Origin of the sequence: Erythrobacter neustonensis (genome assembly GCF_001663175.1) — a bacterium.
GTDB lineage: Bacteria > Pseudomonadota > Alphaproteobacteria > Sphingomonadales > Sphingomonadaceae > Erythrobacter > Erythrobacter neustonensis.
The window spans coordinates 300,074-313,645 of the sequence record NZ_CP016033.1; the positions used below are offsets into that span (position 1 = coordinate 300,074).

Annotated in this window: 9 protein-coding genes; 4 read left to right on the forward strand and 5 right to left on the reverse strand. The window is 64.0% G+C overall.

All coding sequences use genetic code 11. The features are described 5' to 3' along the window. Positions 1-131: 131 nt before the first annotated feature. From A9D12_RS01435 to A9D12_RS01455, 5 genes are all read right to left on the reverse strand, one after another. Positions 132-830: an anti-sigma factor gene (locus tag A9D12_RS01435; RefSeq protein WP_068349051.1), complete on the reverse strand. Its 699-nt coding sequence runs from the start codon at positions 828-830 to the stop codon at positions 132-134. Further along, positions 823-1,392 carry a sigma-70 family RNA polymerase sigma factor gene (locus tag A9D12_RS01440; protein WP_082925595.1) on the reverse strand — a complete coding sequence of 190 codons (570 nt, stop codon included), beginning with the start codon at positions 1,390-1,392 and terminating at the stop codon, positions 823-825. The genes A9D12_RS01435 and A9D12_RS01440 overlap by 8 nt, the downstream gene beginning before the upstream one ends. 728 nt (positions 1,393-2,120) lie before the next feature. Next, the gene (locus A9D12_RS01445) at positions 2,121-4,208 is read right to left on the reverse strand and encodes a glycoside hydrolase family 97 protein (RefSeq protein ID WP_156522759.1); all 2,088 of its coding nucleotides are present in this window, start codon (positions 4,206-4,208) and stop codon (positions 2,121-2,123) included. Between the two features lie 29 nt (positions 4,209-4,237). Then, positions 4,238-5,605 (reverse strand): alpha-amylase family glycosyl hydrolase, encoded by a 1,368-nt coding sequence (locus A9D12_RS01450; protein WP_156522760.1) that lies wholly within the window; start codon positions 5,603-5,605, stop codon positions 4,238-4,240. Further along, positions 5,602-7,170 carry an MFS transporter gene (locus A9D12_RS01455; RefSeq protein WP_068349056.1) on the reverse strand — a complete coding sequence of 523 codons (1,569 nt, stop codon included), beginning with the start codon at positions 7,168-7,170 and terminating at the stop codon, positions 5,602-5,604. The genes A9D12_RS01450 and A9D12_RS01455 overlap by 4 nt, the downstream gene beginning before the upstream one ends. Before the next feature lie 318 nt (positions 7,171-7,488). Between A9D12_RS01455 and A9D12_RS01460 the strand changes: the two genes are divergently transcribed. The 4 genes from A9D12_RS01460 to A9D12_RS01475 are packed head-to-tail and all read left to right on the forward strand — an operon-like array spanning position 7,489 to position 13,560. Further along, positions 7,489-9,354, forward strand: coding sequence for an alpha-amylase family glycosyl hydrolase (locus A9D12_RS01460; RefSeq protein WP_082925323.1), 1,866 nt, complete (start codon positions 7,489-7,491; stop codon positions 9,352-9,354). After that, positions 9,354-11,006 (forward strand): alpha-glucosidase, encoded by a 1,653-nt coding sequence (locus A9D12_RS01465; RefSeq protein WP_068349060.1) that lies wholly within the window; start codon positions 9,354-9,356, stop codon positions 11,004-11,006. Before A9D12_RS01460 ends, A9D12_RS01465 begins: the two co-directional genes overlap by 1 nt. Then, positions 11,006-12,043, forward strand: coding sequence for a LacI family DNA-binding transcriptional regulator (locus A9D12_RS01470; protein ID WP_068349063.1), 1,038 nt, complete (start codon positions 11,006-11,008; stop codon positions 12,041-12,043). Before A9D12_RS01465 ends, A9D12_RS01470 begins: the two co-directional genes overlap by 1 nt. Further along, complete coding sequence (locus A9D12_RS01475) at positions 12,040-13,560, forward strand: tryptophan halogenase family protein (RefSeq protein ID WP_068349066.1); 1,521 nt, start codon at positions 12,040-12,042, stop codon at positions 13,558-13,560. Before A9D12_RS01470 ends, A9D12_RS01475 begins: the two co-directional genes overlap by 4 nt. The last annotated feature ends 12 nt before the right edge of the window (positions 13,561-13,572 follow it).

A 13,572-nucleotide genomic window follows, 5' to 3' on the forward strand; every position in this document is an offset into this window, starting at 1 on the left:
AAGGCGTGGCGCCGGTTACGTGCCGGCACCTATCACACAACAGGCGAACGGCGCCTGACATGGCACAATTGCCGTCAGGGTCTCTCGCCATGCAGATACGAAGATTTCGGCGCGATCAGATGCGCAGCCGATCAGATTGCCGAAATTTTTCCCATCGCGATCGGTGTGCTGCTCGGGGCGTTGTGCGGCGCGCCTTGCGCGCTCTCCAACGAAACGGCAAGGGTCGCGCCATCGATCACCAGCGGACGCAGGGCTCTGGGCAGGGTCACAAGCGTCGCCTTTTCACGCGAAATCAGACCCAGCGAACGCGGCACGCCGTCACCCGGGATGACCCATAGCTCGGGCGCGAGATCGCTCGTCGGCAATGTGACAGCGCGGATCATGAGTTGCCCGGTCTGCGCATTCACATTGGCTGCCAGCAGCGTGCCGTCGGCCCCTTCAAGCTGTGCGATCACGGGACGGGCCGCAAGCTGCTCCGGACCGGGGACTGAGGCCGGGGATGGATTGAGCACCAACGCCGCAGCAAGGCTTGCTGCCACCGCGCCTGCCAATCCGGCAGCGCTTTTCCAGAAACGCAGAGCCCGGACGTCCGCATCGGACGGCTGGTCGCCCAACCGTGCTTCGATCGCCTGCCAGAGATCCGGCGGCGTGACCTCATCGAAGGCCTCGCAGAGCGGATCGAGGCGGCCCTGCCACTTCTTTACCCTGGCCGCAAAGGCCGCGTTCGCCAGCGATAGCCGCAAAGCTTCGGCCCTCTCATTGCCTTCGAGAACGCCGAGCGCGTGTTCTGCTGCCAGCGCGGCCTGTTCAGGTGTGAGTTTGCTAGTCACTTTCGAGGCACCCCCGCAACTGGACCAGGCCGCGGCGTATCCAGCTCTTGGTCGTGCCAAGCGGAGTATGCATCGCGCTTGCAAGTTCCGAATGGCTCAGTCCGTCGAAAAAAGCGAGGCGGATGGCGCGCTGATGGTTGGACGGAAGCGCACCGAGGCAGTCGAATATCTGCGCGCGCTCGGCATCCTCTGCCATCAATTCCAGCGCTTCGCCAAATTCGGCGTCACCGGTGTCGACGTGATCGGCGACATTGTTGATGGAACGGCCGTGTTTGCGGACCCAGTCAATTGCGGCATTCCGGGCTATCGCGCAAAGCCATGTTATCGGGCTACCAAATTCAGGATCAAAGCGCCCGGCACGATTCCAGACCTTGAGATAAACCTCTTGCAGGACGTCGTCGGCCGCATCACGATCACCGGCAATCCGCAGGCACACACCGTAGAGTTTGGCCGATGTGCGGTCGTAAACCGCATTGAGTGCTTTCCGGTCACTGCGTGCAACGCGTTGGATCAAGCCGGACAGCTCCGCGCGGCGGGCATCAGCATTGCGCGATGTCGGCATCATCTTCAAGCTTTAGGAGCTATGCGACCGTGCAAGTCGTTATTGTGCATAGATAAAGTGAAGCATTCAACGCAATTCTTGGGAATGATCCGTTGCATGAAATTCTCCGGCTTCGGGGACATTACCCCTGGCGGGTGGAGATACGGTAAACAGTGAGGCTACGGATTAAGTACGCCCCCGTAAAACTTCGATCAGCACTCCGTTGCGTTAAAATCTCAGGAGACATCATTACAGCCAAATGTCGGCATTTGCATGTTGGAGACACGAAACCGCTTTTCAGCAGTCGGCCCGGAAGAGGCCTACCACGTTTCTTGGAGGCAATGTCCGGAATGGGGTCGATTTCAGGTTGTCTGCTTTTAGCCGCAAGCTGGCTCAAGCCGCCGTTTGCTCTCTCACCTCCCCAGATGTGCATGCCCCGCGCAGGCCGAGGCTCCGGGGCCCCGCCGTATTGATCCCCGTCCGTAAGGAAAGATAGCGGGGCCACGGATCAAGCGGGCAGCGAAGTGTCTGGCTAAGTTTCCTACAGCCCCGCCCGCCGCTACGGTCCGCGCCGGCTCTTTCCCATCGTCGTGCCCGGCCTCAAGAGGCCGTATGCCACCGGAGGCGCAATCAACGCCTGCGCCCCCGTGTCCGTCCGCTTGCAAAAAGTGGATTTAAGTATTGTAAATAATTAAGAAAAAGCGGCGGCGCAAAGTTGACACGCTGTAACCTTTGTCCGCTTTTTGCCCTCACTTCACCGGGATGAACCGCACCGCGACCCCGCCCGAGGCCGCCAGATGCACCGCGAAGCTATCGCCGCCGGTCACCACCTTTTCCTCGATCACGATGTCATAGGGGTTGTAGTCCCAATGCGCGTGCGGCCCGTCGCGGTAGATCTGCGCGCGGTATTTCCTGCCGGGTTCCAGGAACGACAGCGCCAGCGAGACATCGCGCGGGCTTTCATCGGTCAGCGCGCCGAGGAACCATTCCTTCGATTTCCTGCCCTGCCGCGCCATCGCGATCCACTGGCCGACTTCGCCGTCCAAGGCGATCGACTGTTCCCAATCGGCCTCGACGTCCTTGATGAACTGGAAGGCGTCCATGCGCTTTTCGTAGTTCTCGGGAAGATCGGCGGCCATCTGCAAGGGCGAATAGATCGTCACATAGGTCGCAAGCTGCTTGGCGAGCGTCGTCTGCGGGCGGTTCTTGGGATCGCCGCGCGGCATGTCGGGGCGGACCGGCGGGCGCTCGTTGGGCCTGAGGTCGAAGATGCCGGGGGTGTAGTCGAAGGGCCCGGCCAGCAGCGCGGTGAAGGACAGCATCGCCTCGTGACTGGGCGGATTGGGGGGCGTGCCCCACGCGTTGAACTCCATTCCCCGCGCGCCTTCGCGGCTCATCCAGTTGGGGAAGGTGCGGCGGAGGCCTGTGTCCTTGACCGGTTCGTGCGTGTCCATCGCGATCTGCCGTTCGGCGGCCGCCTTGATCACCGTCATGTGATGATCGATCATCCGCTGGCTGTCGTAATATTCGTAGTGGCGGATGCCCTTGTCATCGATCCACACCGCATCGCCCGCGTCCGAGACATAGCCCGTCTTGACGTAGTTCGAGCCGATCGCCTTGACGAGGTCGAGCCCGGCTTCGAGCTGCTTCTCGTAATTGGTGAGGTTGGCCGAGGTCTCGTGGTGGACGATCAGCTCGACCCCCTTGGAGGCGGCATATTTGCTCAGCCCCTTGATGTCGTAATCGGGATAGGGTTCGGTAAAGCTGAAAACATCGCCGTTATTGAACCAGTCGCCATCCCAGCCCTTGTTCCAACCCTCGACCAGCACGCCGGAAAAGCCGTGTTTGGCGGCAAAATCGATATAGCGCTTCGTCTCTGCGGTGGTGGCACCGTGGTACTTGTTGCTCGCCCAGGTGCGGTCGTTGATGTGCATCGCCCACCAGATGCCGATATACTTGCCGGGCTTGGCATAGGACACATCACCCAGAGCATTGGGCTCGTTGAGGTTCAGCACGATGTCCGAATTGATCAGGCCCACCGCCTTGTCGGCGATCTGGATCGTGCGCCACGGCGAGGTGAACGGCGCGCTGGTCTTGACCTTCGGCCCGCCCGACCAGTTTCGCAGGTTTGCCTGAAAATTGCCCGGCCGCAGCTGATCGAGCGACATCGACGAATAGTTTACCAGCGCAGCTTCGTGGATCGCCAGATAGGTGCCGTCCGTGGTGCGGAAGGTGGAAGGCGTATGCGCGTCATCGACTTCGCCAGCCGGGGCGACGCGGTAGATATATTCGTTGCGGTTGAATTCGTCTGAGGGGGTGTACCACATCGTGGTCTTGTCGCCGACGCTGAACTGGGTGAGCTCCTCGACGATCGCGATGTCGCCCTGCAATGCGGGCTGCGCGGTCAGCTCGTAGCGGAAGCCGATCCCGGTATCGAACGCACGAAAGCGCACGGTGATATTGCGCGCGGGGCCGTCGGTTTCGGTGCCGAAGGTGACGGCAAGCTCGTTGTGCTGGTCGCGCACCAGCCGCCGCTCGCCCCATGGCTGTTCCCAAGTGGTGTCGTTTGCGGCGCGGGCCGATCCGGTGATCGCCATCCCGCGTTCAAACCCGTGATGCTCGGCAAACAGCATGCCGAGCTTGGAAGGCGCGATGACCTCTTTGCCGTTGAAGCTGACGGCATAGGTCGCCTGGCCCGCGTCATCCTTGACCGTAACCGCGATTCTGCCATCGGGCGACGTGAGGGTGAGCGTCTCGGCCTGCGCGGGCGCGGCAACGCTCATCGCCGCCCAGCTGATTGCGGCCATCACCGCGAGCGGTTTCCAATGCTTGGTCATGCGTTCTCTCCCTCACCCTTCCGGGCGCCTCACTTGGTCTCTGTGTAAATCCGGTAGCCCCATGCGGGCAGGTCGAGCGTCTCGCCGCCTGTGAAGGCCGCAGGCTCGCTGGTCATCGCGTCGACGAATGCGCCATGGTGGCGCGCTTGCCTGAAGCTGACGCGGTGGGCGCGCGGGCTGAGGTTGAACACCGCGAACACCCGTGCCCCGCGCTCGCCCCGGGTGAAGGCATAGACATCGGCGGTCTCACTCGTCGGCACTTCGACCATGCCGGCACCGAAGCGCCCGTTGTGGAGCGCAGGTTGCGCGGTTTTCAAGGCGATCAGCTTTTCGATCAGCGGCTTGCGGCGACCTTCCTTCCAGACGATCGGGTCGCGCTCGAAGAATTCGAGCTGGCGATCATTGTCGCCCTCCTGCCCGTTGTAGATCAGCGGCATTCCGCTGCCCACGAAAGACAGCGCAATTGCCGCCTCGTAAGCATCGCCGTAGATCTGCGCTGCGACCCCGTCCCACGAATTCTGGTCGTGGTTCTCGGTATAGACCATCCGCATCGCGGCGTGCGGCCAAGTTTCGGACTGTCCGGCATAATAACCGCGCATGGCCCCTGCCCCGCTCCCGTCCTTGACGAGGCGCTGCATCGCTTCCTTCCACCCCCAGCCATAGGTCGCATCGAAGGCCCGCGCGTGAAGGTCGCGCTGCTCCCATTCGGCAAGCATGAAGACCGGGCGGATCGCGTTCAGTTCGGCGCGGGCGGTTTCCCAGAAATCGGTGGGGACATAGCCCGCCACGTCCGCGCGGTATCCGTCGATCCCGTATTCGCGCACCCAGAAGGCGAGGCTTTCGGTCATGTATCGACGAAGCCCAGCTTGCGAGTAATCGAAATCGGCGACATCCGACCAGTCGGTGCCTGCCGGGCTGGTCAACGCGCCTTCGGGGGTGCGGGTGTACCATTCGGGATGGCTGACCGTCAGCGGATTGTCATAGGCCGAATGGTTGGCGACCCAGTCGAGGATCACGCGCATCCTCAGCCGGTGCGCCTCATCGACAAAGGCGCGAAATTCCGCTTCGGTGCCGAGTTCGGGATTGACCGCACGGTAATCGCGCACCGCATAGGGGCTGCCCAGCGTCCCCTTGCGCCCCGCCTCGCCGATCGGATGGATCGGCATCAGCCAGAGGATATCGACCCCCATCTTCGCAAGGCGCGGAAGCTGTTTTTGCGCCGCCTTGAAGGTGCCCTCTCGCGTGAATTGGCGGGTGTTGATCTGGTAGAGCACCGCGTCGCGCGTCCAGGCGGCGTTCTCGACCTCGACGACATCGCGCGGGGCATAGTCGGGATGGGCGAGCGCGGGGCCAGCAGCAAGCGCGCTGGCAAGGAGGAAAGCGGCAAAGCGCATCATGCCGCCTCCACCCGAAGCGCCGCGCTGCCATCGGTGACGAACAGCGTGGCAATTGCTGCGAGCACGAAACTCACCGCGGCGATGACGAAGGCATAGATCGCCTCCCCGCCGAACAGGTTGGTAACAAGAAACCCCAGCAGCGTCGCTGCGAGCAACTGCGGCACGACGATGAAGATGTTGAACACGCCCATGTAGATGCCCATTTTTTCGGCCGGAACACAGCCGGCAAGAATGGCGTAGGGCATCGACACGATCGACGCCCAGGCGATGCCGATCCCGATCTGCGGGATCCAGAGCAGCGCCGGATCGCGCACCAACAGCATCGCGGCAAAGCCCGCCGCGCCCACCGCCAGGTTGATCGCGTGAAGCCGGGTGCGGTCGATCTTCGCAGCGATCATCACGAAACCCAGCGCGGCGGCAGCGGCAAGGCCGTTGCGCACCGATCCCATCAGGCTCCACCAGTCGGCTCCGTCCTGATAGGCGGCACTGGCCGCATCGCTCGCGCCGAAATGATAGGCCGCGACGCCGGGCGTGCCGTAGATCCACAGCGCGAACATCGCGAACCAGCTGAAGAACTGCACCACCGCCAGTTGGCGCATGGTGCGCGGCATCGCGAAAAGATCGGTGACGACCTCCATGAAACCGCTGCTTTCGCGGTTCTGGCTGCGCAACACGCCTGCGATCAGCTGGATCAACCCGAACCCGCCGACCAGCGCGGCCAGCACGTAAAGCTCCTGCGCGACCTCTATCTCGCCAAGAAAGGCGGGGCGATTGTCCGAACGCGCGGCGAAGACGAGCGCCGCCACGACCAAACCGGCGATCACCCAGGCCACGCCGCCGCGCGCAAATTGCGCCGCGCTGCGCATTGCCGTGCCTTGCGCGCGTCGGCGATCCTCGCCGCGGGCAGCAGCAAAATTCGCCAGCTCCTCCGGAGAATATTCGCGGGTGGTCACCACGGTCCACACCACTGCAGCGAGCAATGCCGCACCGCCGATATAGAATGCCCAGTGGACGGTTTCGGGAATCTGCCCTTCGGGCGCGACGTTGCTGAGCCCCAGCCAGTTGGTCATCACCCACGGCAGCGCACCCGCGATCACCGCGCCTGCGCCGATGAAAAAGCTCTGCATCGCATAGCCCATCGTGCGCTGCCGGTCGGGCAGGTTGTCCCCGACAAAGGCGCGGAACGGCTCCATCGTGATATTGAGCGAGGCGTCCATCACCCACAGCAGGCCCGCCGCGACCCACAGCACCGGCGCGTTGGGCATCATGAACAGCGCGAGCGTCGCCAGCAGCGCGCCGATCAGGAAATAGGGCCGCCGCCGGCCCCAGCGCGGGCTCCAGGTCTTGTCCGACAGATGGCCGATGATCGGCTGGACGATCAGCCCTGTCATCGGCGCGGCGATCCACAGGATCGCAAGGCTGCCGACATCGGCGCCCAGCGTCTGGAAGATGCGGCTGACATTGCCGTTCTGGAGTTCGAAACCGATCTGGATGCCGAGGAAGCCGAAGCTCATGTTCCAGATCTGCGCGGCATTGAGCGCGGGCTTGTGGCCGGCTTGGGTCATTCAGCGTATATCCCTCTCCCGCCGCGCGCGGCCCGATCAAGGACGCGTGGTGCGGCCCGCAGCATTGCCCGTGCCGGCCGGCTCTGGTGTCCGGTCAGGTCATCGGGGCTGCTTCCCCGCAGTCTCGGATGCTCTGCAAAAATTTGCAAGAAACATTGTGCAACCGTGTCGGAAAAATCAGCAATATAGTTTCTGCGCGCCATTATTCGCCTTCCATTTCATGGTGTTGCGTGATGGTTTTGATGTCACCCGGGCCGCTCACAAGGATTTGCAAAATTTTTCCCAAGCTGTCACAACCGACGCTGAGGGAGAAGGGTCATGACACGAATCTTCGTGCGGATTGCGGCTGTGCTGTGCGCGGGCACCGCGATTTCGGGATGTGCAGCTTTTGCCGGTGAAACCATCGCCGCAAACCGCGTTGCCGCCGCTGCCACTGCGCCAGTCCCGGCGATCAGCGAGCGCGGGCTGGAAGACGAAATCATCTATTTCGTGCTGCCCGACCGCTTCGAGAATGGAGACCCGCGGAACGATCGCGGCGGCATCACGGGCGGCCCGCTCCAGCATGGCTTTGATCCCGCGCACAAGGGCTTCTACCACGGCGGGGACCTGAAGGGTTTGACCAGCCGGCTCGATTACATCCAGGGCATGGGCGTGACCGCGATCTGGTTTGCGCCGATCTTCAAGAACAAGCCGGTGCAGGGCCGTCCGGGTGAGGAAAGCGCCGGCTATCACGGTTACTGGGTGACCGATTTCACCCGCGTCGATCCGCATTTCGGCACCAATGCCGAATTCAAGGCCTTCGTCGACGCCGCCCACGCGCGCGGGATGAAGGTCTATATGGACATCATCACTAACCACACCGCCGACGTGATCGATTACCGCGAGGGCGAATATACCTATCGCAGCAAGGGCGAATATCCCTTCTCGCGCCGCGGCGGAGCTGAAGGCGCGCCGATCAACGAAGGCTTTGCGGGCGACGACAATCCCGATCCTGCCAACTGGGCGCGGCTCAACGATCCCAACTTCGCCTATACGCCCTTCGTGCGCGAGGCGGAGAAGAGCGTGAAGGTGCCCGCATGGCTTAATGACGTCACGCTCTATCACAACCGCGGGGATTCGCACTGGGTGGGCGAAAGCGCGGTCTATGGCGATTTCGTCGGGTTGGACGATCTCGCCACCGAAAACCCGCGCGTGGTGTCGGGCATGATCGACATCTTCGGCCAGTGGATCGACGATTACGGGATCGACGGGTTCCGGATCGACACCGCCAAGCACGTGAACCCCGAGTTCTGGCAGGCCTTCGTGCCCGCGATGCTTACCCGCGCAAAGGCGAAGGGGATCGATCACTTCCATATCTTCGGCGAGATCGCTTATGAGGAACCCACCGCCACGCTGGCTGCGCAGGTGATGGCGCAAAGCCGTCTACCCTATGCGCTCGACATGGGCTTTGCCAAGGCGGCGCAGATGGTCGCCAGCGGCAAGGCGAGCCCGCGACTGATGGCCGAATTTCTTGGCCAGGACGCGATCTATCCCGGCGGCGCCAAAACCGCGCTGGGTCTGCCGACCTTCCTCGGCAACCACGATTTCGGTCGCTTTGCGATGTTCGTGCGCGAGATGAGCGGGTCGGACGATCCCGCTACGCTGCTCGCCCGCGCCCGGTTGGGACATGCGATGATGTTCCTGCTGCGCGGGGTGCCGACGGTCTATTACGGGGACGAACAGGGCTTCATTTCCGACGGCAACGACCAGCTGGCGCGCGAGGATATGATGCCGAGCAAGGTTGCCGCCTATAACGACAACCGCCTGATCGGCACTGTCGCAACCACCGCGCAGAGCAATTTCGACACCGCGCACCCGCTCTACCGCCAGATCGGCGAACTTGCAGCCGCGCGCACCGCCAGCCCGGCGCTGCGCCGCGGTTTGAGCACCGTGCGCGCGTTCGAGGAAGCCGCGCCCGGACTGCTTGCCGTCGAACGGCACGACCCGGCGAGCGGACAGCGCGTTCTTGCGGTGTTCAACACCGGCCCCGCCCCACTTTCGCAAAGCATCGAGGTCAGCTACGCCGCGCGCGGTGTTGCGCCGCTGGTCGGACAATGCCCTGCCGCGCTCGCTGCGCCCGGCGCGGTCAGGATCAGCCTGCCCGCCTTCGGCTTTGCTGCCTGCATTCTGGAGACCGAAGACTAATGGCAACCGCTTTTGCCAGCACCGCCGCCCAATCCGCCCACCCGCTCGCCTGGTGGCGCGGCGCGGTCATCTACCAGATTTACCCGCGCTCGTTCCAGGACACCAACGGCGACGGGATCGGCGACCTTGCCGGGATTGCGGACAAGCTCGACTACATCGCCGACCTTGGGGTGGACGGCATCTGGATCAGCCCGTTCTTCACCTCGCCGATGAAGGATTTTGGCTATGACGTGGCCGATTACTGCGGGATCGACCCCAGTTTCGGCACCTTTGCCGATTTCGACCGGATCATCGAAAAGGCGCATGCGCTCGGCCTCAAGGTGATCATCGACCAGGTCTATTCGCACACTTCGGACGAACACGCGTGGTTTCAGGAGAGCCGGCAGGACCGCACCAATCCCAAGGCCGACTGGTATGTCTGGGCCGACCCCAAGCCTTGCGGATCGCCCCCGTCGAACTGGCAATCGGTGTTCGGGGGTTCGGCGTGGCAGTGGGACGGCCCCAGAAAGCAGTATTATCTGCACAATTTCCTGACCTCGCAGCCTGATCTCAATGTCCACAACCGCGATGTGCAGGACGCGCTGCTCGATGCCGCGCGGTTCTGGCTGGGTCGCGGGGTTGACGGGTTCCGGCTCGATGCGCTCAATTTCTCGATGCACGATCCCGATCTGCGGGATAACCCGCCTTCGGGCATGCCGATGGAGCTGGTGACCCGGCCCTTCGACATGCAGCACAAGCAGTACAATCAGTCGCACCCCGACATCGTCGCCTTCCTCGAACGCATCCGCGCGACGATCGACGAGTTTCCCGGCCGCTTCACCGTTGCCGAGGTCGGCGGGCCAGAACCGCTGGCGGAGATGAAAGCCTTTACCGAAGGCGGCAAGCGGCTCGACAGCGCGTACAATTTCGATTTCCTCTATGCCGCGCGCCTGACTGCGCCGCTGGTGCGCGCCTCGCTTCAGCAATGGGACGGCACCCCGGGCGAAGGCTGGCCGTCGTGGGCGTTTTCGAACCACGATGCTCCGCGCGCTGTGACCCGCTGGACGCTCGATGGCGACATGGGCCGCGCCGCGCGGCTCAACATGCTGCTGCTGCTGTCACTGCGCGGCAATCCGATCATCTATCAGGGCGAGGAACTGGGGCTGCCGCAGGGCCATGTCCCGTTCGAGGATCTGCAGGACCCCGAAGCGATCGCCAACTGGCCGCACACGCTGGGCCGCGACGGCGCACGCACTCCAATGCCCTGGGCGGCGAACGCCCCGCAGGCGGGCTTTTCGAGCGCGAACCGCACCTGGCTGAGGCTCGATCCGGCGCATACCGGATTTGCGGTCGATGCGCAAATCGCCGATCCCTCCTCGACGCTTGCGTACACCCGCGCGCTGCTCGCCGCGCGGCGGGCCAACCCGGCGCTGATGCTGGGGACAAGCGAGGTGCTCGACAGCGCCCCCGAGATCGTCGCCTTTGTCCGGCGGCACGAGGGTGCGGCGGTATTGTGCGTCTTCAACCTCGGTGAAACCGCAGCGCAATTCGTGCTGCCCGCGGGCATGGAGCTGCTTTCCCCGATCGCGACCGAAAGCGCGATTGCACCTGCCAGCCTGCCTGATAGCCTTGCGCCCGGCACCGGGTTCTGGGCTGCCGTGCAGGAGAATTGATGGCCGACATTGCGTCCCCTTCCGCCGCCAACCGGCGCAGTGCCACGCTTGAGGATATCGCGCGCGAGGCGGGGGTGTCGATCTCGACCGTCAGCCGTGCGCTGAACGACAGCCCCTCGGTCAAGCGCCGCACCAAGCAGCAGATCTGGCAGATCGCGCGCGCGCATGATTACGAGTTCCGCGCGAGCATGCCGAGCGGGCCGATCGGCGCGGATGCGACGCTTGCGGTGGTCGTCCCTGCCCCGCAGGCGCGTGACAGCCGCGTGTCCGACCCCTTCTTCCTCGAACTGCTTGCCGGCATCGCCGAGGCCGCGCGCGAACGGAATGCCGATCTGATCATCAGCCACCTGTCCCCGCGCGCGGGCGGCGATCTCGATTATGCGATGAGCACCAGCCGGGCGACCGGCGCGATCTTCATCGGGCAATCCTCGCTCCATCACGAATTCAACGCGCTCGCCGCGCGCGACAACCGGTTCGTGGTGTGGGGGGCGGAATTTCCCGATGCGCAATATTGCGTCGTCGGCTCGGACAACCTTGCCGGCGGCCGCCGTGCAACTGCGCATCTGGCGCGGCTGGGGCGCGAGCGGATCCTGTTCCTCGGCGACATCGAAGCCCCCGAGGCCGAGCAGCGGTTCCGGGGATACCGCCAGGCGCTCGACCACGCGGGCATCGCGCTCGACGAAAGCCTCGTCGTTCCTGCTCATTTCGAGGTCCACTCGGCCGAGATCGCGGTGCGCAGCGCGGTGGCCAAGGGCCTCAAATTCGACGCGGTGTTCGCCGCTTCCGACCTGATCGCGATCGGCGCGATCCGCGCGCTGCGCCTGTCGGGCCTGCGCGTGCCCGAGGATGTCTCGGTGGTCGGATATGACAACATCCCCGCCGCGCGCCTTGTTACCCCGCAGCTCACCACGATCGACCAGGACGCCAATCTTGCCGGACGGATGCTGGTCGCCAAGCTGATCGACAAGGGCGATGGCCCGGCGATTTCGCAGCGGCTTGAAACCAGCCTGCTGATCCGCGAAAGCTGCGGCGGATGACCGCAGCGCCCGCCCCCCTCAAATCGATCGTCATCGTCGGCGGCGGTTCGGCGGGGTGGATGACAGCGGCTGCACTGGCAAAAGCGGTAGGCGAGACTTGTGCGATCACGCTGATCGAGAGCGAGGCGATCGGCACGGTCGGTGTGGGCGAAGCGACGATCCCGCCGATCCGCAATTTCAACCAGCGGCTCGGTATCGACGAGGCGACCTTCGTGCGCGAGACGCAGGGCTCCTTCAAGCTCGGGATCGAGTTCGTCGATTGGGGCAGGCTTGGCCACAGCTACTTCCACCCCTTTGGCCAGTATGGGGCGGAGTTCGACAGCGTCCCCTTCTACCACCACTGGATGCGCGCGCACCTGGCGGGGGAAATGCACGGCCCGATCGACGATTTCTCGATGTGCTGGGCGATGGCGAAGGCGGGGAAGTTTGCCCATCCCTCGCCCGACCGACGGCTGATCCAGTCGACCTTCGACTACGCCTACCATTTCGATGCCGGGCTCTATGCCGCATTCCTGCGCCGCTATGCCGAACAGCGCGGCGTGCGCCGGGTCGAGGGCAAGGTCGTAGACGTTTCTCTGCGCGGCGAGGACGGCTTCATCGAAGCGGTCACGCTGGATGATGGCGCGCGGATCGCGGGGGAGTTCTTCATCGATTGCAGCGGCTTTCGCGGCCTGCTGATCGAGGAGGCGCTGCACGCAGGTTACGACAACTGGCAGCATTGGCTTCCCTGCGACCGCGCGGTCGCGGTGCCATCCGAGCGCGGTGCCTTCACCCCCTTCACCCGCTCGACCGCGCGCGTAGCCGGATGGCAGTGGCGCATCCCGCTCCAGCACCGCACGGGCAACGGCTATGTCCATTGCAGCCAGTTCGTCTCCGAGGACGAGGCCACCGAGACGCTGCTCGCCAACCTCGAAGGCAAGCCGCTCGCCGACCCGCGCACCTTGCGCTTCGTCACGGGCAAGCGGCGCGCATTCTGGCAGAAGAACTGCGTCGCGATCGGGCTGTCGGCGGGCTTCATGGAGCCGCTGGAATCGACCAGCCTGCACCTCATCCAATACGGCATCCTGCGGCTGCTCGCGCTGCTGCCCGACACGGCGATGTCGCCGCTACTGGCGCGCGAATACAATGCGCAGACCGCACGCGAATACGAGCTGATCCGCGATTTCCTGATCCTCCATTACAAGGCGAGCGAGCGGGACGATTCCCAGCTGTGGCGCTATTGCGCCGCGATGCCGATCCCCGACAGCCTGCAATACAAGATCGACCACTTCCGCGCCCACGGCACCCTGGTGGCCGAACCGCAGGAACTGTTCGCCAACCCCAGCTGGATCGCCGTCTATCTGGGTCAGGGGATCGTGCCTGCCCGCGCGCCCGCGCTGGCGCAGATGCGCGGGTCGGTGCCGGTCGCCGAACGGCTTGGCCAGATCCGCAAGGCGATGGACGATGCGGTGGCCGTCATGCCCTCGCACGGCGATTTCATCGCGCGTCACTGCGCCGCACCGCCGCTTTCCGCCTGAGCTGCCCTCAGC

Bases quoted from the DNA above. Each gene is read 5' to 3' on its own strand.
- A9D12_RS01440 (WP_082925595.1), bottom strand. From the start codon at position 1,392: ATGCCGACATCGCGCAATGCTGATGCCCGCCGCGCGGAGCTGTCCGGC.
- A9D12_RS01445 (WP_156522759.1), bottom strand. From the start codon at position 4,208: ATGACCAAGCATTGGAAACCGCTCGCGGTGATGGCCGCAATCAGCTGG.
- A9D12_RS01450 (WP_156522760.1), bottom strand. From the start codon at position 5,605: ATGATGCGCTTTGCCGCTTTCCTCCTTGCCAGCGCGCTTGCTGCTGGC.
- A9D12_RS01455 (WP_068349056.1), bottom strand. From the start codon at position 7,170: ATGACCCAAGCCGGCCACAAGCCCGCGCTCAATGCCGCGCAGATCTGG.
- A9D12_RS01460 (WP_082925323.1), top strand. From the start codon at position 7,489: ATGACACGAATCTTCGTGCGGATTGCGGCTGTGCTGTGCGCGGGCACC.
- A9D12_RS01465 (WP_068349060.1), top strand. From the start codon at position 9,354: ATGGCAACCGCTTTTGCCAGCACCGCCGCCCAATCCGCCCACCCGCTC.
- A9D12_RS01470 (WP_068349063.1), top strand. From the start codon at position 11,006: ATGGCCGACATTGCGTCCCCTTCCGCCGCCAACCGGCGCAGTGCCACG.
- A9D12_RS01475 (WP_068349066.1), top strand. From the start codon at position 12,040: ATGACCGCAGCGCCCGCCCCCCTCAAATCGATCGTCATCGTCGGCGGC.